The sequence below is a fragment of the Thermosynechococcus sp. HY213 genome, from assembly GCF_031460975.1.
Classification (GTDB): Bacteria; Cyanobacteriota; Cyanobacteriia; order Thermosynechococcales; family Thermosynechococcaceae; genus Thermosynechococcus.
Genome location: NZ_JAVKVB010000005.1, coordinates 38,174 through 62,761 on the forward strand (window position 1 = coordinate 38,174; position 24,588 = coordinate 62,761).

A 24,588-nucleotide genomic window follows, 5' to 3' on the forward strand; every position below is an offset into this window, starting at 1 on the left:
GCTCTTGGCAAGTCTCAACCGGACTGAAGTTTTGGCCAGCGCTGCCGCAGTTCATTCACTACGCGATCCAAGGCAACGGCATGGGAGGCCTTAAAGAGGAGGCGATCGCCCGGCTGTAAATGCTGCAGCAAATAGGCCACCAATTCTTCATGGGAAGCAAATTGCTGACTGGGAACGCGCCCTGCCCCCCGCGCAAGAGCTGCTCCCTCATCGCCCTTATCGAGAATTAAAAGGCCATCGAGGTCTAATTGGGCAACCGTGGCTCCCACCTGCTCATGGAAGGCAACCGCAAAGTCCCCCAGTTCCCGCATGGGGCCAAGAACTGCCAGATGCCGCTGACCGGGGAGCGATCGCAACAGGTGCAAGGCCGCCACCATCGATTCCAGACCCGCGTTGTAGGTTTCATCCAGTAGCCAAATATCGGGTTCGAGGCGATAGCGACCGCCCCGACCACTGGGCAATTCTAACGTCAACTGTCGGGGTAGGCGATCGCTCTTTAAGTCCAAGGCTTGCAGCACCCCAAGGGCAGCCAGAAAGTTCAAGGCATGGTGTGCCCCCGCAAGGGGAACGGTGTAGGTGCGTCCAGCCACGTGGAGGGTTTGGGGCGGTTGATAGATTCCCCGTAGGGTGCCCCCCTCAAGGCCATAGGTAATTGTGAGCCCTGACCAGACCTGCGCCGCTGTCGGCAAAAGTAGGGGACTATCGGCATTGAGCACGGCTGTTCCCCCTTGGGGCATTTCGGCAAGCAGTTCGCATTTGGCTTGGGCAATGGCTTCGCGGGAACCGAGGCGGCCAATATGGGCAGTACCCACATTGGTAATCACGGCAACATCCGGTTGGGCAATCTGGCTCAAAAGGGCAATTTCACCGCGCGCCCGCATCCCCATTTCAATCACGGCAAATTGGTGGTGGGGTTCCAGTTGTAAAAGGGTTTTGGGCACGCCAATCTCGTTATTGAAGTTGGCTTCGGTTTTGAGGACGGCGCCATAGTGACTCAGAACAGCGGCAATCATTTCCTTGGTGGTGGTTTTGCCCACGGAGCCAGTGACGGCAATGACTTTGGCTGGACATTGCTGCCGCCACCACTGTCCCAAGCGTTGATAGGCACTCAGGGTATTGGCTACCTGAAGTTGCGGCAGAGCAGAAGACACCGGCACCTCGACAATTAGGGCGATCGCGCCGGCGGCGGCGGCCAGATCGACAAATTGATGGCCATCAAAGGTTTCCCCCCGCAGAGCAACAAAGAGATTGCCAGTTGCGATTTGGCGGGAGTCAGTGGAAATGCCTGTGATTGGCAGATCTGGATGAGTTGTATCTAACCCCAAAGCTTGGGCGATCGCCCCGAGGGTGGTGTTCACGATTTTGCCCCGCCAATGTGGCTACACTTCAAGTAAGGTTGCAGCACCGCTGGTACCCGCACCGTCCCATCGGGTTGTTGGTAGTTTTCGAGAATGGCTGCCATGGTTCGTCCAACGGCTAGACCAGAGCCATTGAGGGTGTGGACAAACTGTGTCCCTTTTTGCTTGGCAGCTTTGAAGCGAATCTTGGCACGCCGCGCTTGGAAATCGCCAAAGTTCGAGCAACTGGAAATTTCGCGGTAACAGCCGGCAGCGGGCAGCCACACCTCTAAGTCGTAGCACTTCATGGCGCCAAAGCCCAAATCGCCAGTACACAGTTCAATCACTCGATAGGGCAACTTCAGGGCTTGGAGAATATACTCGGCATCGGCCACAAGGGCTTCATGTTCAGCGGCAGAGGTTTCCGGGTGAACAAACTTGACCAACTCCACTTTGTTGAATTGGTGTAGGCGAATCAGGCCACGTGTATCTTTGCCATAGCTTCCCGCTTCACGGCGAAAACAGGGGGTGTAGGCACAGTGGTAAATGGGCAATTGATCGGCAGCTAAAATTTCATCGCGGTAGAGATTCGTCACCGGCACTTCCGCTGTCGGAATCAGCCAGAGATCATCATCGGCACAGCGAAAACTTTCCTCGGCAAACTTGGGTAACTGCCCCGTTCCCGTCAGCGAGACACTATTGACTAGCAACGGCGGCAAGACCTCCACATAGCCGCGATCGCGGTGCGTATCAAGCATGAATTGGATCAAGGCTCGCTCAAGGGCAGCCCCCATGCCCAAGAGGGTAACAAAGCGACTCTGCGCTACTTTCACCGATCGCTCCACATCCCAGAGTCCCAATTGAGTCGCAATGTCCCAGTGGGGCTGACAAGGCTGGCTCGGTTTATACTCCTCACCCCAGCGGCGTACCTCAACGTTTTCGGTTTCATCGCGGCCAATGGGGGTGGTCTCACTGGGGGGGTTGGGAATCGTTAGCAGCAGGCGTTCCAATTCTTCCTTAAGTTGCCGTTCTTGGGGTTCAAGATCACTGAGTTGCTGCTTGAGCTCGTTGGCCTCAGCCTTGAGGGCTTGAATTTCGGGGTCAGTGGCGGCAACGCCGGACTTGATCTTTTTGCCAACGAGGGCACCAATTTCGTTACTGCGGGCTTGGAGGTGCGATCGCTGTTGTTCCAGCTGTCGCTGCTGGGCATCCAATTCTAAAATGCGGTCAAGGTCAAAGTCACCGCCGCGCCGCCGCAGGCGATCGCCAAAGGCTTGGGGATTTTCTCGCAGTTGTTTGAGATCAATCACAGGTGAACGAAAACCAGTGCAAACCGCATTGATCCTATCACCAAGGGAGCAGATTGGCTCTAGGGGGCTGTCTTGCTGTGGTTTGCCATCGACACCGCTAAATTCCTCTATCAACCGTCGAGATTTTGATCAGGAGTGGCGTCAACAAGGGGTCGCCGTCCTCTAAAATGAGGGATGTATTAAGCGGTGTTAGCAATATGAGTGTCATTAGTCAGGTTCTTCTTAAAGCGGACGATGAATTGCGCTACCCCACCACGGGCGAACTCCAGACGATTAGTGACTTTTTCCAAACGGGTGAGCAACGCCTCCGCATTGCCACGACACTGGCCGAAAATGAGAAACGCATTGTTGAGCAAGCCAGCAAACAACTGTGGCAGAAGCGGCCTGACTTCATCTCACCCGGGGGCAATGCCTACGGCCAGAAACAGCGTGCCCTCTGTCTGCGTGACTATGGCTGGTACATGCGCCTGATTACCTATGGCATCCTCGCGGGTGACAAAGACCCCATTGAGCGCACGGGTATTATTGGGGTGCGGGAAATGTACAACTCCCTTGGTGTGCCAATGACAGGGATGGCAGAAGCCATTCGTTGCCTCAAGGACGCCTCCTTGGCACTGCTAAGCACTGAAGATGCTGAAGTGGCGGCACCCTACTTTGACTACATTATTCAAGAAATGTCTTAGGGAGACTGACGGCAGCCAATTTTGCATTCAAGGGGAACATAACCCATGACATCTCCCCTTGAAATTGTGGTTGTCAGCAATGGCCCCGGTGAACTGGCTACTTGGGTGTATCCCTTTGTAACAACGCTGCGGCAACAGGTCAGAGAGGGGCTGCGGGTTTCAGTGGTCATTGTTCCCTGTCCCCATGCCAGTGGTCAGGAGGCGGGGATTGCGCGCCGCTATGCGGGGGTGGATCGGGTGCTGCCCGCGGCAGAGTTCTGGCACCTCCTGCGCACAAAGACCACCCGTAGTAATTGGGATTGGTTTGCCCAAGGGGTTGTGGTCTTCTTGGGGGGCGATCAACTCTTTGCGGTGCTGTTGGCCAAGCGTCTGGGCTATCGCTGTGTGCTCTACTGTGAGTGGCAGGCACGCTGGCAAGGGTGGGTGGATGGCATTGGGTTGCGGCGTCCGCTCCCCGTGGGCAAAACAAGAGCTAAGGTGGCGGTGGTGGGGGATCTGATGACCGATGTGCAAGCCCTTGCCCTCGATTCCCTGCCTGATGTGCGCCAACAGTTAGGCGTTGCTGCAGATGCTCCCCTTGTGGGTCTGATGGTGGGTTCCAAGCCCAATAAGCTCAAGCTGGGGGTGCCCCTTTCGCTGGCGATCGCCGACCATTTAGCTGCTGCTCATCCCCCGATTCAGTGTGTGATTCCCGTGGCACCCACCCTGACGCTCAAGACCCTCAGTTGCTACGCCGATCCCCGCTTTAACCCCGAACTCAAGCACGTTGAGGGCACGACGGCGACACTCATCCAACCCAGGGAGGGGCTACCCTATCTGGAGACGCCGAGGGGTACGAAGGTCTATCTCTGGCAGCAGTTACCCAACTATCCCCTGCTGCGGCAGGTTGCCCTCTGTGTGACGACCGTTGGCGCCAATACCGCTGAACTGGCCGCCTTGAATGTGCCGATGATTGTTCTTTTGCCGGCTCAACAACTGCGGGTACAGCGGGCTCACCCTTGGGATGGGTTAGCCGGGTTGCTGGTGGGCTTGCCAGCGATCGGGCGACAGTGGACGGCATTGGTGTTTTGGGCACTGGTGGCCAAGGGATTGGGCTGGCGGCGATTTTGGCAGTTGTGGCGATCGCCAGAGATGGATTGGGACTTAGTGAAACAGGGTCTCGGCTACAAGGCGTGGCCGAATATCTGGGCAGGCAGAGAAATTGTACCAGAACTGGTGGGTCCGATTGAGCCGGCGGTGGTTGCTGATCAGATTAAGTCTCTATTGAGCCATCCTCAGAAATTGCATCAGATGCGGCAGGATTTGCGGCAGCAGGTGGGGGCGGCGGGGGCAGCGGCAAAATTGGTGGATTTGACCCTGCAGGTGGCGGGCTGGGCTGCCAGCGATCGAGAATGTCCTTGAGCACAATTTCTGTAAACCAAATTTGACCCACAATCACCAGAGGCAGTGCCAGCAGTAAGCCCAGAAAGCCAAAGAAAATGGCAAAAACAATTTGTGACACCAGCGTCACAGCGGGCAGTAGAGCCACCTGTTTGGCCATGACGACGGGCACCAGCAGGTATTGCTCCAACTGTTGAATCACAATGTAGGCAATGAGAACGGCCACCGCCCGCCACGGATTGTCAATAAAAGCAATGATCATCGGCGGAATCACACTCAGGGCAGGGCCAATATTGGGAATCGCCTCCAGCAGACCGGCCAGGAAAGCATTGGCCAAGACCAACCGCACCCCCAGTAGCGCAAGAGCAATGCCACTGACCACACCAATGACCAGCATATTCAAGCCTGTGCCCGCCAGCCATGCCAAGAGCGCCTGTTCACTTTCGGTGAGAATCGTGTCAATGCGAGACCGATAAAACGCTGGAAAGAGGCGAATGAATCCCCAACGGTAGGACTGAGGATCAATCACTAGCATCACCGTCAGCACCAAGACCAACAGCGTATTTAGTAAGACCGCCAGTGTATTGGAAAAGAGGGCAAGGAAGTTATTAAAGATTTGCTCAAGGAATGGCTCTAACTGGGTAATCAGCCGATTAATGACAGGGGTATCATCAAAGCTGCTCCTTGGCAAAAGGTAAGCCATCTCATCCAGCCATGCTTCCACCCGTCCTAACCCCTTGGGAATCAATACACCCAGTTGCTGCGCTTCCTGCAAAAAGGGGGGAATGATCATCCAAAAGAAACCAAAGATGATCAGGAAAGTCAAGCTAATACTGATGGCGATCGCCCGGCCTCGTTGTAGTCCCCAGCTCTGGAGTCGCAATTGCAGCCAGTTGAGTGCCGTTGCCAAGACCACCGCCAAAAAGACCAAGAGTAACACTTGGCGAATTTCCCAGAGGATGTAGAGACACACCCCCAGTACCAGCAAGCCAATCCACTGACCAAACGTCACTACTTTGCGTCCAATTCGTGCCTCAACCCCCTATTAGAGCAGGTTTTGGGACTCTACCATCCCAACCAAAGGAATTGCGAGGTGCTAAATGACAAAGACCGTATTGTTGTCCCGCAGCTGGGGATACTCCGCTGGTGCTCTGTGGTTAAACTGGGCAAAGTAGGCGGCCAAGGGTTCGGGTAGGGTCGGTAGTGTGACTTGGGTATCTCCTTGGGCAATTTCTGGCCAGAGGGACGATAGGGCTTGGGCGAGGGGCTGGGCCTCAGTTTCCGATAAATTAAAGGGCGGTAAGGTGAGAAAGCGCACCATAAACCCCGCACCCCGCTGCAGCATCCATTGGCGGGAGAGATCACTCAAGGTGGGATAGGTCTTCAGAGATTCAATGCGGTAGGATTCCACATCCACTTGCCAGCCCCCTTGGGGATGTTGCTGCAAAATGAGCCGGCGATAGGGATGGGGATAGCTGACGAGGGAACCCGTCGTTAGATCAAACAGCCCCTGCTCATAGGCAATGTCTTGGACATGGAGATGTCCGGTTAAGACCAAGGCCACCCCCGCCGATCGCAGGAGGTTGAGGAGTTCCACCCGATTCTCCAAGAGGTAGCGCTGCCCCATTGGACTTTGGCTCTGTTGTGGCCAATGCTCAAGGACATTGTGGTGAATCATTACAAGGCGCAGTCCGGCAAAAGGTTTTGCCAATAGAGCCGCCAACCATGCCAGTTGTCCTTGATCGACTGCCCCCATCTGCTGACCTGTCGGGCTAAATTGGTTGGAATTCAGGGCAATCAGTTGTAGGTTGTCTGCAAGCAGGGTTTGATAGTAATGCTTGGCGCCCTTGCCATAGCCCGCATGGGGATACCACTGGGGAAAGTCAGCCCAACCAATACGCTTGTGATCTCCTAGCGGCAGAGGCACATCGTGATTCCCCGGAATCACATAGCAGGGAATGGGCAGGGTTTGCAGATAGTGACTGAGCCAGCGGTGGTTAACGACTTCGCCATCCCGCGTCAGGTCACCGGGCATCAACAAAGCATCAATACCCAGATCAAGAAGATGAGTGACGGCTGCTTCAAAAGCAGGAATACTCACTTCATAGAGAAAAATGGGGGGATGATCCGTCGGAATCGTCTCCGGCAGAGCAATGTGGGGATCACTGATAATACCGAGCCGCACCGCCATCGCTATTTCCTAGTGGCGGAAGTGTCGCCGGTTGGTAAAGACCATGGCAATTCCCGCTTCATTGGCTGCTTGGATAGACTCATTATCCCGCAAACTGCCCCCCGGTTGAATAATCGCCGCAATACCAGCAAGGGCAGCGGCTTGCACAGAATCGGCAAAGGGGAAAAAGCCATCACTGGCCAGTACAGCGCCGCGGGCAGCCTCACCGGCCTCCCTGAGGGCAATGTGTACAGCACCCACCCGATTCATTTGACCGGCGCCAATGCCGCGGGTTTGGCGATCGCGACTGACCACAATGGCATTGGACTTAACGTGTTTCACCACTTTCCAAGCAAAGATCAGTTCTGCCATCAACTCTGGACTGGGTGCGGTGGCGGTGACCACTTGCCACGCCTCTGGATCAATGGGGACGGGGTGAATATCTTGGACAAGAAAGCCGCCAGCAATGGTTTGAATCGCCGTCGTGGGAGCCGTCTGCAACTCAGGTAAGGTGAGAACCCGCATCTTGGGTTTGGTTTTCAGGATCGGTAGCGCTGCTTCCTCACAGGCGGGAGCCACCACACACTCTAAAAAGGTACGGGTGAAGGCTTCAGCGGTGGCCACATCCAAGGGGCGATTCAGGGCAACAATGCCGCCAAAGGCAGAAACACTGTCGGCTGCAAAGGCACGTTCGTAGGCTTCCACAAGGGTTTTGCCCTCAGCCACGCCACAGGGATTGGTGTGTTTAATAATGACGGCAGCGGGGGCACCCTCCCCTAAAAATTCACTGATCACTGCCCGTGCCGCTTCTAGATCTAGCAGGTTGTTGTAGCTAAGTTCTTTGCCCTGAAGCAGGTCGGCGGCTGCCCAACCACTGGGGTGTGCCCCACTGATGTACCAAGCAGCCCGTTGATGGGGATTTTCGCCATAGCGCAAGACTTGTTTTTGCTGCCCCGTCAGGTGGAAGACCGGCGGCAGAATTTCTGGTTCAGTACCAGGGGACGTGATTTCTTGGAGATACTCGGCGATCGCCTGATCGTAACTGGCCGTCAGCGCAAACGCCCGCTGGGCACAGGCAAGGCGAAAAGCAGGTTGAGCTTCCCCGTGTAATCGTAATTCCTGAAGGTAAGTTTCATACTGGCTGGGATCCACCAATACTGTCACATGGGCATGGTTTTTGGCAGCAGCGCGAATCAGCGTCGGCCCACCAATATCAATTTGCTCGATCGCCTCGGCAAGGGTCACGTTGGGCTGGGCAATTGTTTCGGCAAAGGGATAGAGATTGACAACCACCAGATCAATCGGATGAATCCCTTGGGCTTGCAGATCAGCCGCGTCTTCGGGGCGATCGCGCCGTGCCAAAATACCGCCGTGAATTTTGGGATGCAGGGTCTTGACCCGCCCACCAAGGATTTCCGGTGCTCCTGTGTACTCCGAGACCGTTGTCACGGGAATCCCCGCTGCCTGTAAGGTCTTTGCGGTGCCACCACTACTCAGGAGCGTAAAGCCAAACTCCTGCACCAAGGCCGTAGCCAACGCCACCAGTCCCTGCTTATTGCTGGTGCTGAGTAAGGCCATTCGCCCCATGCCTGCAATCCTCCTAGGCGACTAAGAACACCTATTTTAGCGGTTTTAGCGGAACATACTGCTCACAGAGCTATCTTCATGGATGCGCCAAATGGTTTCGCCGAGAATACTCGCCACCGACAGCACCGTGAGTTGGGGAAAGCGTTGCGTCTCCGGTACAGGAATCGTGTTGGTAACAATCACCTCTTCAAAATCGCCTCCTTGGAGTCGCTCGATCGCTGGCGGTGAAAAAACCGCATGGGTGGCACAGGCATAGACTTCCTTGGCACCTTCCCGCCGCAGTAACCGTGCTCCTTCTAAAATCGTGCCGGCCGTATCAATCATGTCATCCACGAGCACCGCTGTCTTGCCCTTAACATCCCCCACCACGTTCATCACTTCAGCCACATTGTGGGCTTGGCGTCGTTTATCAATAATGGCTAGGGGCGCATCATCAAGCTTATTGGCAAAGGCACGGGCACGAGCCACCCCACCCACGTCGGGGGACACCACCACAATATCCTCAAGATTTTTGCTGCGCAGGTAGTCAAGGAGCACGGGTGAACCATAGACATGATCCACGGGAATGTCAAAATAGCCTTGAATTTGCGCTGAGTGCAGATCCATGGCCAGAACGCGACTCGCTCCCGCTTGAGTAATCAGGTTGGCTACTAGTTTAGCGGTAATGGACTCGCGGCCAGCGGTCTTGCGATCGGCACGGGCATAGCCATAGTAGGGAATCACCGCAGTCACTTGGCGGGCTGAAGCGCGGCGGCAGGCATCCACCATGATCAGCAGTTCCATCAGGTGGTCATTGACGGGTCGGCAACAGGGCTGGATCAGATAGACATCACAACCGCGAATGGATTCTTGAATCTGCACATACAGCTCGCCATCAGCAAATCGCTTGCGCACCATTGGGCCGAGATCAATACCGAGGTAGCGGGCAATTTCCTGAGCAAGGGCAGTGTTGGCAGAACCCGAAAACAGCTTTAGACGATTATGATCAGAAATGTGAGAGGGGGTAGTCGTGGGCAATGGCGCAGTGTGAATCACAGCATCTCCCCAAGATGGCGTGCATTTTGATTTTGATCTTATCATTTCCAATTTTGGGAGCCACTACCCTAGGATTGAATTTATAGAAAGATGAATTTTGAGGTCATCAGCTTTGCCAATGGCGCGATCGCAACTCCCACGATTGGGGGATGTTTTTTTGTCACCGATAGGAGTCGCTTGGTTATTCCTTTTACCTGCACTTTTGTTTCTGACAATTTTTGTTTTTTTGCCGATTTTGTACCTTGTCTATCTTAGTTTTACGACGGGGAGTTTTAGTCAAGAAGGGGTGCGTTGGGTTGGGCTGCAAAATTATCAGCAATTGCTCCTGAGTCCAGACTTTTGGCAGGTGATTGGCAATACCATTTATTTCACAGGGGCAACGGTGCTCCCCACGATTGTGCTGCCCTTACTCTTGGCGGTGGGTCTCAACCAAGGGATCAGGGGACGGGATCTGCTGCGCACGGCCTACTTTTTGCCAACAATGACCTCGATTGTGGCGGTGGGTTTAGGGTTTCGTTGGCTGTTTCAAACCGATGGCCCGGTGAATCAACTGGTGCAAACCTTAGGGGGGCAGCCGATTGCTTGGCTGAGTGATCCCACTTGGGCAATGCCAGTGCTAATTTTGCTCAGTAGCTGGAAGCAGTTGGGGTTTAATTTAGTGGTCTTTTTGGCGGGGTTGCAAACCATTCCTCGCGATCGCTATGAAGCGGCACTTCTCGATGGCGCCAATGCTTGGCAACAGTTTCGCTACATTACGCTGCCGGGGCTGCGACCCACCTTAATTTTGGTGTTTGTCACAACAACGATTTTCACATTGCGCAGTTTTGAACAGGTCTATGTGGTGACCGGTGGCGGCCCCTTAGATACAACAAACCTGCTGGTATTTTATATTTACCAACAGGCGTTTGCGTTATTTGACTTTGGCTATGCCGCTGCCGCAGCAACGGTTCTTTTGGGAGTCACCCTAGGACTGATCTGGCTACAATTGCGTACGCGCCAAGACCCCAATCGTTAGAGAGAGGAGCCAAGACCAGCGTAAGCACCGTAGAAGAACAGCCCGACAATCACAATGACCCCCATGCCAGCCACCGTGGCCACAACCCACAGGGGAATGCGTCCGCCTTCAGACAACATGATCAATTCCTCCTAAGCAGATTCAGTTATAGAGAAGAATTTAGTTAAAGAAGTAGCTTGAAAAGAGCAACGCAAGGACGAAGATCAGCAACAACCCTAGGTACAGGGATGTGCGATTCAGTTCGACCGGCTGACGATTGGGATTCGGTTCCATGGCTGCACCTTCCTAACGTTGGATAAACTGCATAGCCGCGATCGCCCCGAGGAAGAAAATCGTGGGCACAGCAAGCGTGTGAACGGCCAACCAGCGGACCGTAAAAATCGGGTAAGAAACGGGTTCTTGATTGGGGGTATTACTGGTCATGGCAATCCTACTTCACCTGTTCTAAGAAGGTTTCAACTTGTTGTTTAGCTTGAAAGCGATCGGTCACCAGAGGAATCGACCGCTGTTCCTGAGCATAGTAGCTATCGGGGCGTGGTGTGCCAAACACATCATAGGCCAAACCGGTGCTGACAAAGAGCCAGCCAGCAATGAACAACGCCGGAATGGTGATGCTATGAATCACCCAATAACGGACACTGGTAATAATGTCGGAAAATGGTCGTTCTCCTGTCGTTCCAGCCACGTTGCGATGCCTCCAAAGTGTCTAATGTTAAAAAAAGGAAACGGTACTATCTATCATACAGCCTTTTTTCACAACGATTGAGCCGCATAAATAAGAACTGCGAACCCCCTCTACAGCGCTAAAACTTGGGTCTATAGGCCTAAAGTCCAGCCTTGGTCAAATCGGTGAGCACCTCTGCAGCACTCTGGTAGCGATCGCGAAAGTTATACTTGATCATTTTATTGATAATGGCAACAAACTGCGGCGAAAGATGCCGTCCCGGCTGCCAAATCATATCACCCGTGTTGCGATCAGAGGGCAAATCCATCGGGGCGAGTCCCGTCAGACCTTCAACAATAACCATACCCAAAGAGTAAATATCACTGGCAATCACCGGTCGTCCTGCCATTTGCTCGCTAGGGGCATAGCCACGGGTACCAATGGAGATCGTATATTTGCCGTGCTGGAGCAACTCCTCGGGCTGGACATGGCGTACCGCCCCAAAGTCAATCAAAAACAGTTGTTGATCACTGCGGCGGCGCATAATATTGGCAGGCTTAATGTCGCGATGCACCACCCCAAACTGATGCACATACTGCAAAATTTCCAGAATGCTCTTGAGAATGCTGAGGGCTTCGACTTGGGAGAGGGTAATTTTCTTTGCAAACTCCTCCTTGAGGGATTCCCCATCCACATACTCTTGGGTGAGATAGAAATATCCCCCCTCCTCAAAGTAAGCCAGTAATCGAGGGATACGCTCGTGTTCACCCAATTGGGCTAGGGTTTGTGCTTCCCGCTGAAAGAGGCGACGGGCAATAGCCAAAAAACGCTCATCCTTACGGGAGGGCACCAACTGCTTGACCACGCAGATCGGATGATCTGGCAGATGTAAATCCGCAGCCAAGAACGTGCGCCCAAATCCCCCTTCGCCGAGTTGACTGAGGACACGGTAGCGTCCCCCCACAGTTTGTGGTAAGGGTTCACTGGCTTTTTCGCTGATGTCAGAAATGACGGTGGTTTTGGGTTGGGTGCCGCTCGGTGTTTGCGTCTCTGTCGTTGGGGGGGGCGGCGAGGGGACTGTCGTGGTGGGAATCACCTCTGGCCGCTGGGTGGGATCCACAGGCGCCGCGGTTAAGGGGTCAGGGTTGGATGGCTGGGTTGCTGGTAGGTCTCCCTTGGGGGTGGCTGGGATTGACAATTGGGTTTCGGGCAAATCTGCGCTGGTTGTAAATTGGGTGGGTGGAGTTGAGGTGATGTCCGGTGCCGTCTCAGGAATGGATAGTTGCGTTTCAGGCAAGTCCACACTGGTTGCAAATTGGGTTGAGGGCGTCGAGGTCGGTTCTGGGGTCGTTAGTGGCTCAGGTAGGGTGAGTTGCGTTTCGGGTAAATCAACAGTAGGGATGCTAGGGGTCTCTGGCATCGTTGTTAAGGCTTCGGGAACCGTCAGTTGGGTTTCTGGTAAATCAGGGCGCAGTGTCGAGGGGATCTCTGAGGGAACTGTTGGCTGCGGGGTAGGAACCACCCTCTGGGTTTCAGGAAGATCAATATGGGTAGGTTCAGGAGCAGTTGTGGGAGTTTCTGGCAATTCGGTGGCGGCAGTGGCAGCATCCTCAGGGTGAACCACTAAGAAGGTTTCCCGCTCAGTGATGGATTGTGGTGGTGTCTCGCGGATCTCTGTGGGGGGAATTTGATCAACGACGGAGGTGAGGAGGGTAGGTGCGGTGTGGGGTTGATCTCTAGGGGGTGGGGTAGGTTCGATGGGGGTAAAGGAAATTGCTGTTTCCGGTTGCAGCACCGTTGCATTGGCATCCGTCTCTAGGCGAGAGACTTCTGTTGGCGAGGTTTCGGGGATTTCCAGAATGGGGGCTGATTCAGGTGTGGTTGATTGACTGATGCCTTCAGTCATGAACTCCAAGGGAGTTGCTGAGCGGCCACTGGGAACAGCCGTCGGTGTAGAGGGGGTAGGGGTGGATTCTGCAGGACTGAAGGCACGATAGCCCAGCATCAAAACCGCCGCACTGCCAAAGCCAACCAGAGGTGCCACCAGCGGAATCCAACTCCCCTGTAAAAAGAGGAGGAATGTCAGGCCACTGAGACCCAGTCCCCCAGCAACCAGCAGCGGCACAATCACCCAGCGCTGTCCCTTGGCGATGATCAGGGCACCAAGGCCAGACCAAGCCAGAATCCAAAGGGCGATCGCCCCCTGCGGCCATGTACCCATAGGAGAACGGTTATCGAGAGCCGCTGCTAGCAAATCTTCAAGGATCGCTGCTTGAACCACAACACCGGGGGTCAGGCGGTTGGTTTGCCCCGGCAGTGTCATTGGAATCAAAAACTTATCGTTACTACTACTGCCAGTGAGGCCAATGAGGACGGCGCGATCGCGCACCTTAGAGGGCAAGACTTGCCCCTTGAGCACCTCGCTCAGGGTCACGGTTTCATAGGGCTGGGTTGGGCGGGCGTAGTTGATCAGGATTTGAAACCCGGCTGCATCTAAGTGGCTGTAGCCTCCCCAGTTACTGGTTAAGGCTTGAAAGCGAGCCGTTCCCAAGTCAAGGCGGTTCTGAGTCACTGCTTGGGGATTCACCCCTAAAAAAAGACGCGCCAAAGCTAAAGCGAAAGATTGAGGGGTAGAGCAGCGATCGCTGGCTTCGGGTTGAGTTGCCAAAATCGCCCGCCGCACCACACCATCCTCATCAATGGGAATGTCTGCAAATCCCACCTGATCATTGAGCAGTCCAGCGGGTGGGGCAATTCCGGGATCTGTTTCGCCCCCCACTTTACAGACAATAACGGTGTTGGGCTGGGTCATCATCACCCGTCCGAGGGAGGGCAGCACATCGCTTGGCAGCTTGAAGCGATCGGGCACCGGAAAATCGCGAAAAATGTCAATGCCAATGACCTTGGGTTGGTGCTCCTGCAATTCATTGACAGCTTGAATGAGCACCTCGTCGGGAATGGGGTACTGCTTGAGGGTTTGAATATCAGCCTCGGTAATTTCAACAATCAGCAGTCGCTGGGACGTGGCCGGTGTCGATCGCCAGCGCAGCCATTGGTCATAGGCTCTTAATTCCAACGGTTCGAGCAGGCCCCCCACTCGCAGCGCAAGGACACCCACCGTGGCGATCGCCGTGGCAATGGCCGCCGGTAGAGCGCGTTTAAGATAATCAGGGATGGAGACAGGGGTCATGGCACAATCTGCGGTTGTTCCACTGACGCTGAAGGATTCTAGAAGGATTCTAAAAGGAGTTTCGCTTCTATCCTGACCTACACCACGGGCGATCGGCAAATTTACGAGGACAACTTTTAACATCCTGCCCACGCTAGAGGGCAACATGATCCCCCTAGGTGGCGGAAGGTGAAACGACTATAATCATTGAGGTGATTGCTGAGCACAACAAGCGCTATGACGGAAACCCCCGATTCAACGACGACTTCAACATCCACGGAAACCACTACTGCAGCCGCACGGCAACTGCTGGGCATGAAGGGTGCCAAAAGCGGCGAGACCAATATCTGGAAAATTCGCCTGCAACTAATGAAGCCGATTACATGGATCCCCCTCATTTGGGGCGTGGTCTGTGGTGCAGCCTCGTCGGGGGGATTTACCTGGAGTCTGGAGGATGTGCTCAAGGCAGCGACCTGTATGCTGCTGTCGGGACCTTTGATGGCGGGCTATACGCAAACGCTCAACGATTACTACGATCGCGAGATTGATGCGATTAACGAACCCTACCGTCCCATTCCTTCAGGGGCGATTTCCCTTAACCAAGTGCGGGCGCAGATTATCTTCCTCGTTGTCGCAGGTTTGGGTCTAGCTGTTCTACTCGATCTATGGGCTGACCATCCCACGTTCCCTGTGACCAAAATTGCTTTGCTGGGAGGCTTTTTGGCGTATATTTATTCCGCACCGCCCCTGAAGCTGAAAAAGAATGGTTGGCTGGGGAATTATGCCCTCGGAGCCAGCTACATTGCTTTACCGTGGTGGGCAGGTCACGCCCTTTTTGGCGAATTGACACCGACGATTGTGATCTTGACGTTGATTTACAGTTTGGCGGGCTTGGGTATTGCCATTGTCAATGACTTCAAAAGCGTTGAGGGCGATCGCCAACTCGGCTTGGCTTCCTTGCCGGTGATGTTTGGCGTTACTACCGCCGCATGGATTTGTGTTCTGATGATTGACATTTTCCAGTTGGGGATTGCGGGCTACCTGATGGCCATTCATGCCAATCTTTATGCAGTGCTGCTGATTTTGCTGATTATTCCCCAAATCGTCTTTCAGGATATGTACTTCCTGCGGGATCCCTTGAAAAACGATGTCAAGTACCAAGCCAGTGCTCAACCCTTTCTCGTCTTAGGGATGTTAGTGGTGGGTTTAGCCCTTGGGCATACACTGGTGTAGTTGGGGGCATGACGACATCGCTGACCTTCAAGGTAGAACAGGGGGGCGATCGCCTCGATACGTTTCTTGCACAGCGGCATCCTGAACTCTCGCGATCGCGCTGGCAGCAGCTGATCCAACAGGGCTATGTGCGGATTAATGGCCAAGTGTGCGATCGCAAAAATCAGCCCCTCAGTGGTGGTGAGGTACTGCAGGTGGTGCTCCCTGAACCAGAGCCGTTGGATTTAATCCCTGAACCCCTACCCCTGAGTATTCTCTATGAGGATGATGAGTTACTGATTCTCAATAAACCCGTGGATCTAGTGGTGCATCCTGCCCCCGGTCATCGCCACGGCACCCTAGTTCATGGTCTGTTAGCCCATTGCCCTGAGTTGACAGGCATTGGCGGTGTCCAGCGACCGGGGATTGTGCATCGCCTAGACAAAGACACCTCTGGGGTGATGGTTGTTGCCAAAACGGAGTTTGCCCTACACCATCTGCAACAGCAATTGAAAGCACGGCAAATGCAGCGCCATTACCTTGGTGTCGTCTATGGCCAGCCCCCGCAGGACAGGGGAACGGTAATTACGCCCATTGGTCGTCACCCGGTGGATCGCAAAAAGATGGCGGTGGTGCCTCCAGAAAAAGGCCGCACAGCAATTACCCACTGGTACGTGCAGGAGCGCTTCCGCCACTGTGCCCTTGTGGAGTTTCGCCTTGAAACCGGTCGCACCCATCAAATCCGCGTTCATGCCGCCCACTTGGGTTGGCCGCTGTTGGGGGATCCTGTCTATGGCCGCGGTGCACCGCTAAAAGTAAAACTGCCCGGCCAAGCGCTCCATGCCCATCGCTTAGCGTTGCAGCATCCCCGTACAGGTGAGGAGATTGTGGCGATCGCCCCTCTGCCAGAGCATTTAGAAAAACTACTGCGGATATTGGGCCAGAATAACACCTTGTGACCCGCCGCTTTGACCGCTTCCTGAATCGCCCTTTTCGGATGAATTGGTGCATTATCCATCATCAACAACGATCCCTAACGCCGGCAAACAGTATTGACTCAGCCGAATACTGTGATGGCAAACGTGGTCATGGTGTCTGACCACCTTGCTGTGTGATTACGGAAAGGTTGGGTATATTCTGGAAGTCTTTCTCGTTATGAGTAACGAGCGGCACCTGATAGCACAGTGCACAAGCAGCGATCCAAGCATCGGCAAAGGAAATCGGCTTACCGATACGCTTTCGTCCTGCAACAATCTCGCCGTACTTTTTTGCGATTTCGTAGTCATAAGGAATCACCACAAAGTTACGGAGCACGCTCTCAAGCTTCTTTCGCTTCTGCTCTCCCCACCCAGCGTATTCTGCCCCTGCCCAAAGTTCGCCAACGGTGATGAAGGAAATCGCCAAGGTTTTGCCGAAGAGATGATTCTCATAAAGCCTCGCCTCTGGCGCACCTTTCATGATGTATGAGAGAATGTTAGTATCCAAGAGCAGATAGGCGGATGTCACGAGCCATGCCTCCCGATGACATTGCCTTGTCGCAATTCTTGAATAAACTCCTCAAAGCTATCGTTGCGTTCGCCGGGCCAAGTGCCATATAAAGTAGCAAGATTAGCTACAGGCTGGACGCCCTGCATTTGGGCAAGTTCTTTCAGTGTTCTTGAAGTCCAGAAATCATAAACTTCTGCTGGAGCGAGCGGAATTTCCTCTATCGCCTCCGTGAGTTCCTCTAAAGGTTCGATGTCGTGGATACGCACTCGGTTAATCTTGCCGGTCTCAGGATCGCTGAGTGCTTCACCGATTATGCGGACGCGACGCAGAAGATTCTCAAGTACCTCTTCCTTTTGCTCCTCGTCGAACACGCATACGACTGGATCACCAACAGGAGGATGAACCCGTAACCGCATACCTTCTTCTTTGAAGTCCGCCATAAGCAAGCGGCCTTCAATGGTGGTGAGGTGAGTTTTGGGTCCCTGAATCCGCTGCTGGATTACTTGGAACGCTTGGGGGGTGTACTGAACCTGTAGCGGACTCGGACGATGATTGAGTTCAAAAGTTATTGAATATACTTCTTTCTGGAAAAGCCTGCCGACATCACGCCATGCAAGTAAGACTCCCCGATCAAATCCACGAGGAAGGACATCACCCGGCTCCTGGACTTCGTGTATGCCTGTAAGAGCAGTCTCTAAGATGTGAAGTAAAAAATCCTCTTCGGGGAACAAGCTTGGTTCAGCTCGCCTGTCGAAGCGGAGTAGGGTTGATGGGCTTCCGTGGTTAATCTCAATAAGGTCTAATTCCAGAAGCTGCTTGAGCTGTTTCGACTTGGGTCCTTTGCGAATACTATCGGTTTCGCCTAAGAGCACTTGGCCGGTTCGGTAAAAGACTTTTTGAAGGCTCGACAAAAGCTCTGAAAGCTGTGAAACAGCTATTCGACCTGAGCGGACAAACCTGCCTTCTAAAATCAGGGTCAACAGTGAAGTTTTCCCGTTCATGGTGCGCACCTCCTCATGACTAAGCTAATTTATTAAGCATTTATCATTAAGCATTTATCGAGCGTTGTGAACTGCTGACAAAATTATTTCCCGATACCATCGCCAGAAGCTGGCGCAGGTCTTCAGTATATTTCCTCCTCTAGCTCCAGCAGGCGATTGATGAGCACCTCCGGCTTTTCGTGCTCGACGGCCTCGGCTTGGTGCCGGCAGTAGCGGCGTGCGGTCGGGTTGTCGTCGATCGCGCGAATCTGGTCTATCGTTGCCCACTAGGATTTTTCGCTTTCAAACTGCTTGAGGTCATCGGCTTTGAGGATCGCCCTTACACCGCTGTCCTTTTCCTGCCGCTAGGTGTAGGGCCAGAGCGAAACCATGTGTGCGAGATCCCCGTCGGTTGCAAAATCGGGTAGCGGGCGGCGGGTGGCGCCGAGGTCACGCCCGTCGCTTTCCACCCGATAGAACCACACCTTGGAAGTCCGCACATCGTCCCTGCCTAGGGGCTTGCGGAAAACCCCGACGCTGGTCTTGGCTCCGCTGTAGGGGTTGAAGACGCCGTTGGACAGGCTGATGACCGCTAGGATCTCGAACTGCTCCACAAGCTTGCGGCAGATGTGGCGCAGCATCTTCTTGGAGTCAAATGGAGTCAAACAGCAGCCCTTCCTTGAGCACCACAGCGGCGCGCCCAGCGGGGCGCAGGGCATTCATCATGTGCTGGATAAAGAGCGCCTCATAGAGCTTGATGTGGTATTCGAACTGCGCCAGCAAGCGCTCACTTCCGAGATCAATTCCTATAAATTGCTAACTTCAGGCAGGGATGAGGGGCAATTTCCTCGACAGAGGACGGTATCATACAAGCCGATCTCTTTCCCTTCATGCTTATTAATCCCTGTGTAAGCCAAGCTCGGGTCTTCATATCTTTTGAACTTATACACCGCATCGTTCATCAACGCGCTGTTGAACACCCCCAAGCTGACGAGCAGTTCAAAGTCTTTGACCGTCAACCCTGTGACCTTCTTGAACAACCCCGGCTCCAATTGCGTGATCACGTCCCGCAGTGTTCGTTCCCGGTAATCGGTCAGGTACATGAAAATGGGGATGCGGGTGGCAAGTTTGATCAGTTTTTCCTGAATTTGCTTGCGCTTGCTCTTGAATTCCTTTTCTTCTTCTGTAAGCTGCTTTTTCTTTTGAGAGGAAAGTTTCTGGTCATTTGCTTCTTTTTTCGCCTTCTTGACCGCTTCAGATTTGTTGATGATGGTCTCGATCTCCTGATTGAGATTGCGGAACCCCTCGATGCGCATCAGCGCCTGCATCGCCTCTTCATTGTTCATCAACCGCCGCAGCGTGTCGTCGTCCACGTTCACCAGCAGCGCGCTTTCCCAGCGGCGAGCCAACAGGGTTGCCGTGGTCCCGGCCATGGCCATATCGAGCACCCCGGCGGCGTCAATCTGCTTCATGGAACTGCCGTCGTAGGCCAACACCGGCAAAAATTGGATAAATTCCGCCACCTTCCTTTCCGGGTCTTCCCCGTTGACGTTCAGGCGGCAACTGTAGTCGGCGATCTGACGCAAGGCCCGATCCGGCGCAAAATCGAAGACGTAGCACTCCTTTTTGAGGATCAGCTCCTCATTAGGCGAAACGCCGTCGGGATTTTTGATGGTCCAAGGGCTTTGCACGCGAAAGGCGGCCTGAAAGTAGGTCTCTGGGCTGGAGGTGTTGCGCAGCATGAAGATCCCTGTCCAGGGCCGCACCGTTACGCCGGTGGTGAGCTTGCCGCAGGTGAGGGTGATGGTTTTGGTCTTGAGGGGATCACCCATTGCTTCGAGAACAGGCGGCAGAGCATTGACCCCAATACCCGCGGCGGCGCCGGCAGCAACGATGACTTTGTAATCGTGGTAGAATTTATTTTGGCTCTTTGCCAGCAGATTCTGCATAGCGTAGCAAGAGGCAACGCTGGGCAAAAACCAAAGCGTATGCGACAGCACATTCAACAGCCGCACATCAGAATAAGGCAAGGGCGGTTTCTGCGCACCCAAACGCAAGTTGTCTAAACTCGTTGGCAAGTGTGCGCCGCGAATCAGATCGAGCCACTTCTGGACTTCCTCTTCATACGTGAACCGCGCCTGCTCGCCGACGCCCTCTGCTGAAAAGAATACGTTCAGGTCGAACTCGTTAAACTCGCCCTTCATCGCCACGTCGCGGATGTCATCCGGCAGTTGATAGGTCATCAACACCATCCGCGGCAACGCAGCATAGGGGTTATTGTCTCCCTGCCACGCTGCTTTGGCTCTCTGTTCGTCGGAATAAGTCCAGTTGTAGATCTGCTCCTCGATGAATTCGCCGGTGGCAATGGCTCGGAACGGTGTGCCGGAAAGATACAGATAGTGATCCGCGGTGATGGGCAGAATGTCTTCATCAAAGTAGTCGATGGCTTCACCTTCCGCCGCTTTTCTTTCCTGTTCGTCTTCGGATTCGAAAAGATCTTTAGCTTTCTCCCGCCAGGCGCCGAAGTGATATTCATCGAACATCACGCAGTCCCAGTGTGTGGTATGCACCCATTCATTCTTGGTTTTAATCCCGCCGGTGCTCGGATTGCGACCCAGATAATCCTGAAAGGAACCGAAGCAGACGATGGGTCTGTTCTTGTCCGCCTGTTCGTAGGTGAGGCCGCCGGGTTTGATGAATTGCCAGCCCTGAAAATCCACGTGACAGCGCAAGTCTTCTTCCCAAGCGCTTTGCACTGCCGGCTTGAAGGTGAGCACCAGTATCTTTTTCCAGCCCATGCGCTTGGCCAGTTGGTAGGCGGCGAAGGTCTTGCCGAAGCGCATCTTGCAGTTCCAGAGGAAATGGGGCGGCTTGCCGTTTTCCCGGCGATAGTTCTGGAAATAGGCCATGGTCTTCTCAACCGCTGCTTGCTGCTCTGGGCGCAGGGGGAAGTTAAGCGATCGCTGTTCTTCCATCAATTGACCTGTCCGCACGGCTTGGATGGCGGCCTTGACCTGCTCCACGGTGCAACGAAACCACTCGCCGCCGGCCTGCGGGATGCCGTTGATGCGCAGCATGCGGTGCACCTCGTGGTCGGTAAACCCCGTGCCGTCGTTGCGAATGGCCGGCTCCTCCAGCACGATGCGATAGGGCTTCTCGCCAGGGCGGAGCGTGGGATACTGCTGCGCCACCCGATCCTGCACGCTCTTCGTGGTGTAGCCGATCTTGAGCAGGCCCGCATACTGCGGGTTGGTGTCCTCGTAGGCGTAGATTTTCGGCTCGATTTTGGGACGGGGCGGGAAAAAATCTTTTGTCATGGTTTCATCTTAGCAATTCTCATTCCAAGCACAGCGTACGTCATTTCGACCGAAGCGAGAAATCGTCATGCCACGATGGGTAGGATTTCTCAGTCGCTGCGCTCCTTCGAAATGACATGGTCGCTGCGCTCTTTCGAAATGACATAGTCGCTTCGCTCCTGCGCAATGACAAGGGTGTGTTGCGCCATTCGAGCCGTGCGTGCGTCATTTCGAGCGAAGCGAGAAATCGTCATGCCACGATGGGTAGGATTTCTCAGTCGCTGCGCTCCTTCGAAATGACAAGGTCGCTGCGCTCCTTCGAAATAGCGGTGTTGCCTTGCTCCTTCGGTGTTGCTTCCCATTCCAAACTCAAGTCCTTCCACTCGGGGTTCGTGGTCATAACCAATTGGTTCTTTTTTTCTCGCCGCCATTTTTTGATTTGTTTTTCTCTGGCAATTGCGGCGTAGACGTCAGTTGTGTGCTCGTAATACACAAGTTTGTTCACGTTGTATTTTTTGGTAAAGCCATCCACCAGTTTGTTTTTGTGTTCGTATATTCGGCGTTCAAGGTTGTTTGTCATACCAACATACATGACTTTGTTATTCCAGTTAGTAAGGATGTAGACGTAGAAGTGATAGTCTCTTTTCATGAGCGCTCCTTGCTTTGTGATTTCAAGAGAGGTTCATCCTTGTGGGTTCGATCGCAGTGTGCGCCATTCGAGCCGTGCGTGCGTCATTTCGAGCGAAGCGAGAAATCGTCATGCCATGATGGGTAGGATTTCTCAGTCGCTGCGCTCCTTCGAAATGACAAGGTCGCTGCGCTCCTTCGAAATGACAAGGTCGCTCCGCTCCTGCGAAATGACAGCGTCGCTGCGCTCCTGCGAAATGACAGCGTCGCTGCGCTCCTTCGAAATGACAGCGTTGCTGCGCTCCTGCGAAATGACAAGGTCGCTCTGCTCCTGCGAAATGACATGTTCTATTCCTTCCGGCGCAACGGGAAGCAGGTGTCAGGCATCACCAGCCTCCATCGGGCGAATTTTCGACTCGATAAAGGCAATTTCTTCTTCCGTAAGCCCGTATCGCTCGTAGAGCTTTTCGTCGGTCCATTCGGTGTTCATGTCAAGGATGGGGACGAAGGCGTAGGCATCTTTTGTAATGTGATGCGAATACATGAACTGCGATACTAGGAAACGAAAGAACCGCGTCTTCATATAGGCCGCCAAATGTTCAGCCTGCTTTTGGGAATCATAAGCTCCAATTACCAGATACGTTTCTGTGCAGATGGTTCTCGGGGGTAGTATGTCTATTTTGGAAAAAACCCTTCTCCTTCCGTCTGTTCCGGGATTTCCGGCATGGTCATAGCCCACGTAGGATGTAATCACCTTCCATTTGTCGATCATTTCCACGCCAACGGTTATATCCTCCCTTTTATACGGACCTTCGCCATTTTGCCAGCGCAGTATGAGATCGCCAGATTTTTGGGGGCGCACGAAAGTGCGCAATCCGAAAGGTTTACTAGCTGATACCTGTTCGCTCATACTCCTTTCTTTCTTAGCGAGTACTTTCCTTACAATGGACACGGCCTGACTATGGCGGATGAAGGTTGGGAATTCATCGAGTTTTCGTGTCGAAACGACCTTTTCTCCTTTATGCACATTGGTCACTTCGCAAGTCCCACGCGCGTCCCGTTCCCAAAGGAAATAACACACACCGCCAGCAATATCTACGCCGGGGAAGACCTCTGATGCATCCTCGAAGTCCACCAGTTTTCGGATGCGATCATCGCCAAGCATCTCGGCTCGGAAGGAATCCAAGCCCTTACCGCCAGCAAACCAGCGGGAAGGGATGATCATCACCAGATAGCGTGGATTCAGTTTTTTTGCTTGATGGACAAACTTGTTGTAAATGGGCGTTGCGCTTCTACCAAACCCCCCGTCGCTCAACTGATACGGCGGATTGCCGATGATGACATCGAATTTCATCGATTTCTCCTCGCTGTGCTCGTCGAAATGACATGGCTCGCTGTGCTCGTCGAAATGACATGGCTCGCTGTACTCGTCGAAAAGACGGAGTGGGTTTTCCGTATGGATGAACTCGTAGGCGTGGGTTTCCAGTTCCTCGCCACGGGCGTAGTTGGCTTCGTTGGCGCCGCAGAAGAGGCAGCGGCCGTTTCGCCAGGTGTGCTCGGTGCGTCGGTAGCGGATGTTGCCTTCTTCGGTGTTAAAGGCGGTGCAAATGGAGTATTTGCCGTTGGCGTGTTTGGAGCAGTAGAGGGTGCGGCGCGCGATGAGCGCCGTCAGTTCGGTGATGGCGATGCCGAAGAGCTGGTGCTTCATGATGTGGTTGATGCGCTCTTGGCGATCGGGGATTTGGGTTTCTAGGCCCTTGTCCAGCCGCTTGGCGATCTCGCGCAAAAACACCCCCGACTTGCAGGCCGGATCGAGAAAACGGGCGTCGGGGTTACTCCAGAGATCGGGCGGCAGCAGATCCAGCATCTGGTTAGCCAGCGCCGGCGGGGTGAAGACCTCGTCGCTGGAGAGATTGGCTAGGCACAAGAGCACGTCCGGGTTGTGGCTACTCATCGTAGGCATGGGCAACCTCCAGAAAATGCACCGGCGGGTAGTCTTTGACCGGTTCAGGGATGAATACCTCCTCGCCGGCATCCGAAAAGAGCGGTAACTCCCGCATCGCTCCCTGGTTCACCAGTTCATGGAAGGCAAAGTCCCGCCGCTTGAGCAGGCTGCCATTGACCAGCGACCATTCAGGAAAAATAATCGGTTGGGGGTTCGCCCCTACGGTTTTCAAGGTCAGCGCGTCGCCATGAACAATATTTTTGCTGAGGATATAGCGCACTGTTTCTTGGCATGGCGCTTTGGCCTTGTCTTTGAAAAGCCGCGTGTAGGCTTCATCAAAAACGGCAAACAGCCGCTGCCGGCATTCCGCAGCGTTGTCTTCCAGAATGTCAATCCCGTAGAGCGACGACACGGCCAAGATGGCGTAGCGCTCGTATTCCAGTTGGACCCTAGCATAGCGCGCTTCCACCACGCGTAGTTTCCGGTTCAGGATTTCGACGAGAAAGTTCCCCGTGCCGCAGGCCGGCTCTAGGAAGCGCGAATCAATCCGCTCTGTTTCCTGTTTAACCAGATCGAGCATGGCGTTGACGATATGCGGCGGCGTCAGAACCTCGCCGTAATCCACAACCCGCTGTCTGGATTTTGTCATGGTTCTCATCGCTCACCAACATGGAAGTCAAACCTGAATCT

The 24,588-nt window shown here is 54.0% G+C and carries 23 protein-coding genes; 4 read left to right on the forward strand and 19 right to left on the reverse strand.

Annotated elements, in window-relative coordinates; genetic code table 11:
• Positions 1-14: 14 nt before the first annotated feature.
• Together murF and serS are read right to left on the reverse strand one after the other, a co-directional pair.
• Complete coding sequence (gene murF / locus RHK62_RS02765) at positions 15-1,358, reverse strand: UDP-N-acetylmuramoyl-tripeptide--D-alanyl-D-alanine ligase (RefSeq protein WP_310453239.1); 1,344 nt, start codon at positions 1,356-1,358, stop codon at positions 15-17.
• The gene (gene serS, locus RHK62_RS02770) at positions 1,355-2,647 is read right to left on the reverse strand and encodes a serine--tRNA ligase (protein ID WP_310437987.1); all 1,293 of its coding nucleotides are present in this window, start codon (positions 2,645-2,647) and stop codon (positions 1,355-1,357) included. Before serS ends, murF begins: the two co-directional genes overlap by 4 nt.
• Before the next feature lie 197 nt (positions 2,648-2,844).
• Here serS and apcD point away from each other — a divergent pair, with 197 nt between their 5' ends.
• Positions 2,845-3,330, forward strand: a complete 486-nt coding sequence (gene apcD, locus RHK62_RS02775) for an allophycocyanin subunit alpha-B (RefSeq protein WP_190278062.1) — start codon at positions 2,845-2,847, stop codon at positions 3,328-3,330.
• Positions 3,331-4,582: 1,252 nt separating this feature from the next.
• Here apcD and RHK62_RS02785 read toward each other — a convergent pair.
• From RHK62_RS02785 to RHK62_RS02800, 4 genes are all read right to left on the reverse strand, one after another.
• Entirely contained in the window at positions 4,583-5,722 is a 1,140-nt protein-coding gene (locus RHK62_RS02785) for an AI-2E family transporter (RefSeq protein WP_399377924.1), read from the reverse strand.
• A gap of 84 nt (positions 5,723-5,806) precedes the next feature.
• Positions 5,807-6,901 (reverse strand): metallophosphoesterase, encoded by a 1,095-nt coding sequence (locus RHK62_RS02790; protein ID WP_302677288.1) that lies wholly within the window; start codon positions 6,899-6,901, stop codon positions 5,807-5,809.
• Positions 6,902-6,910: 9 nt separating this feature from the next.
• The gene (gene purH / locus RHK62_RS02795) at positions 6,911-8,467 is read right to left on the reverse strand and encodes a bifunctional phosphoribosylaminoimidazolecarboxamide formyltransferase/IMP cyclohydrolase (RefSeq protein ID WP_206200975.1); all 1,557 of its coding nucleotides are present in this window, start codon (positions 8,465-8,467) and stop codon (positions 6,911-6,913) included.
• A 45-nt stretch (positions 8,468-8,512) separates the two neighbouring features.
• Positions 8,513-9,547, reverse strand: coding sequence for a ribose-phosphate pyrophosphokinase (locus RHK62_RS02800; RefSeq protein ID WP_315862898.1), 1,035 nt, complete (start codon positions 9,545-9,547; stop codon positions 8,513-8,515).
• A gap of 73 nt (positions 9,548-9,620) precedes the next feature.
• Between RHK62_RS02800 and RHK62_RS02805 the strand changes: the two genes are divergently transcribed.
• Positions 9,621-10,517, forward strand: coding sequence for a carbohydrate ABC transporter permease (locus tag RHK62_RS02805; protein WP_399377926.1), 897 nt, complete (start codon positions 9,621-9,623; stop codon positions 10,515-10,517).
• Here the strand turns inward: RHK62_RS02805 and RHK62_RS02810 are convergent.
• From RHK62_RS02810 to RHK62_RS02830, 5 genes are all read right to left on the reverse strand, one after another.
• The gene (locus tag RHK62_RS02810) at positions 10,514-10,633 is read right to left on the reverse strand and encodes a photosystem II reaction center protein J (RefSeq protein ID WP_099798822.1); all 120 of its coding nucleotides are present in this window, start codon (positions 10,631-10,633) and stop codon (positions 10,514-10,516) included. The two genes, RHK62_RS02805 and RHK62_RS02810, sit on opposite strands and share 4 nt — an antisense overlap.
• 43 nt (positions 10,634-10,676) lie before the next feature.
• Positions 10,677-10,790: a photosystem II reaction center protein L gene (locus tag RHK62_RS02815; protein ID WP_149820459.1), complete on the reverse strand. Its 114-nt coding sequence runs from the start codon at positions 10,788-10,790 to the stop codon at positions 10,677-10,679.
• A 12-nt stretch (positions 10,791-10,802) separates the two neighbouring features.
• Positions 10,803-10,940: a cytochrome b559 subunit beta gene (psbF, locus tag RHK62_RS02820; protein WP_099798824.1), complete on the reverse strand. Its 138-nt coding sequence runs from the start codon at positions 10,938-10,940 to the stop codon at positions 10,803-10,805.
• A gap of 7 nt (positions 10,941-10,947) precedes the next feature.
• Positions 10,948-11,202, reverse strand: a complete 255-nt coding sequence (gene psbE, locus RHK62_RS02825) for a cytochrome b559 subunit alpha (RefSeq protein ID WP_149820457.1) — start codon at positions 11,200-11,202, stop codon at positions 10,948-10,950.
• A gap of 139 nt (positions 11,203-11,341) precedes the next feature.
• Positions 11,342-14,371 (reverse strand): CHASE2 domain-containing protein, encoded by a 3,030-nt coding sequence (locus tag RHK62_RS02830; RefSeq protein WP_310453242.1) that lies wholly within the window; start codon positions 14,369-14,371, stop codon positions 11,342-11,344.
• 216 nt (positions 14,372-14,587) lie between these two features.
• Here RHK62_RS02830 and chlG point away from each other — a divergent pair, with 216 nt between their 5' ends.
• Positions 14,588-15,583, forward strand: a complete 996-nt coding sequence (gene chlG / locus RHK62_RS02835; protein WP_206200978.1) for a chlorophyll synthase ChlG — start codon at positions 14,588-14,590, stop codon at positions 15,581-15,583.
• Between the two features lie 8 nt (positions 15,584-15,591).
• The gene (locus RHK62_RS02840; RefSeq protein ID WP_310453243.1) at positions 15,592-16,521 is read left to right on the forward strand and encodes an RluA family pseudouridine synthase; all 930 of its coding nucleotides are present in this window, start codon (positions 15,592-15,594) and stop codon (positions 16,519-16,521) included.
• Between the two features lie 127 nt (positions 16,522-16,648).
• Here the strand turns inward: RHK62_RS02840 and RHK62_RS02850 are convergent, their stop codons facing one another.
• The 8 genes from RHK62_RS02850 to RHK62_RS02885 form a co-directional block, all read right to left on the reverse strand.
• On the reverse strand, positions 16,649-17,068 hold the full coding sequence (locus RHK62_RS02850) for a type II toxin-antitoxin system VapC family toxin (protein WP_206200981.1): 420 nt from the start codon (positions 17,066-17,068) through the stop codon (positions 16,649-16,651).
• Entirely contained in the window at positions 17,065-18,051 is a 987-nt protein-coding gene (locus tag RHK62_RS02855; protein ID WP_206200982.1) for a hypothetical protein, read from the reverse strand. The genes RHK62_RS02850 and RHK62_RS02855 overlap by 4 nt, the downstream gene beginning before the upstream one ends.
• A 344-nt stretch (positions 18,052-18,395) precedes the next feature.
• Positions 18,396-18,695: an N-6 DNA methylase gene (locus RHK62_RS02860; protein ID WP_310453244.1), complete on the reverse strand. Its 300-nt coding sequence runs from the start codon at positions 18,693-18,695 to the stop codon at positions 18,396-18,398.
• A complete protein-coding gene (locus RHK62_RS02865; RefSeq protein WP_206200984.1) occupies positions 18,682-18,813 on the reverse strand; it encodes an N-6 DNA methylase in 132 nt (43 codons plus the stop codon). The genes RHK62_RS02860 and RHK62_RS02865 overlap by 14 nt, the downstream gene beginning before the upstream one ends.
• 23 nt (positions 18,814-18,836) lie before the next feature.
• Positions 18,837-21,347 (reverse strand): GIY-YIG nuclease family protein, encoded by a 2,511-nt coding sequence (locus RHK62_RS02870; RefSeq protein ID WP_310453245.1) that lies wholly within the window; start codon positions 21,345-21,347, stop codon positions 18,837-18,839.
• Between the two features lie 253 nt (positions 21,348-21,600).
• Entirely contained in the window at positions 21,601-21,975 is a 375-nt protein-coding gene (locus tag RHK62_RS02875; RefSeq protein ID WP_310453246.1) for a GIY-YIG nuclease family protein, read from the reverse strand.
• Positions 21,976-22,332: 357 nt separating this feature from the next.
• Positions 22,333-23,916 (reverse strand): Eco57I restriction-modification methylase domain-containing protein, encoded by a 1,584-nt coding sequence (locus RHK62_RS02880; protein ID WP_399377930.1) that lies wholly within the window; start codon positions 23,914-23,916, stop codon positions 22,333-22,335.
• On the reverse strand, positions 23,900-24,556 hold the full coding sequence (locus tag RHK62_RS02885) for a DNA methyltransferase (RefSeq protein ID WP_225901632.1): 657 nt from the start codon (positions 24,554-24,556) through the stop codon (positions 23,900-23,902). Before RHK62_RS02885 ends, RHK62_RS02880 begins: the two co-directional genes overlap by 17 nt.
• Between the last annotated feature and the right edge of the window lie 32 nt (positions 24,557-24,588).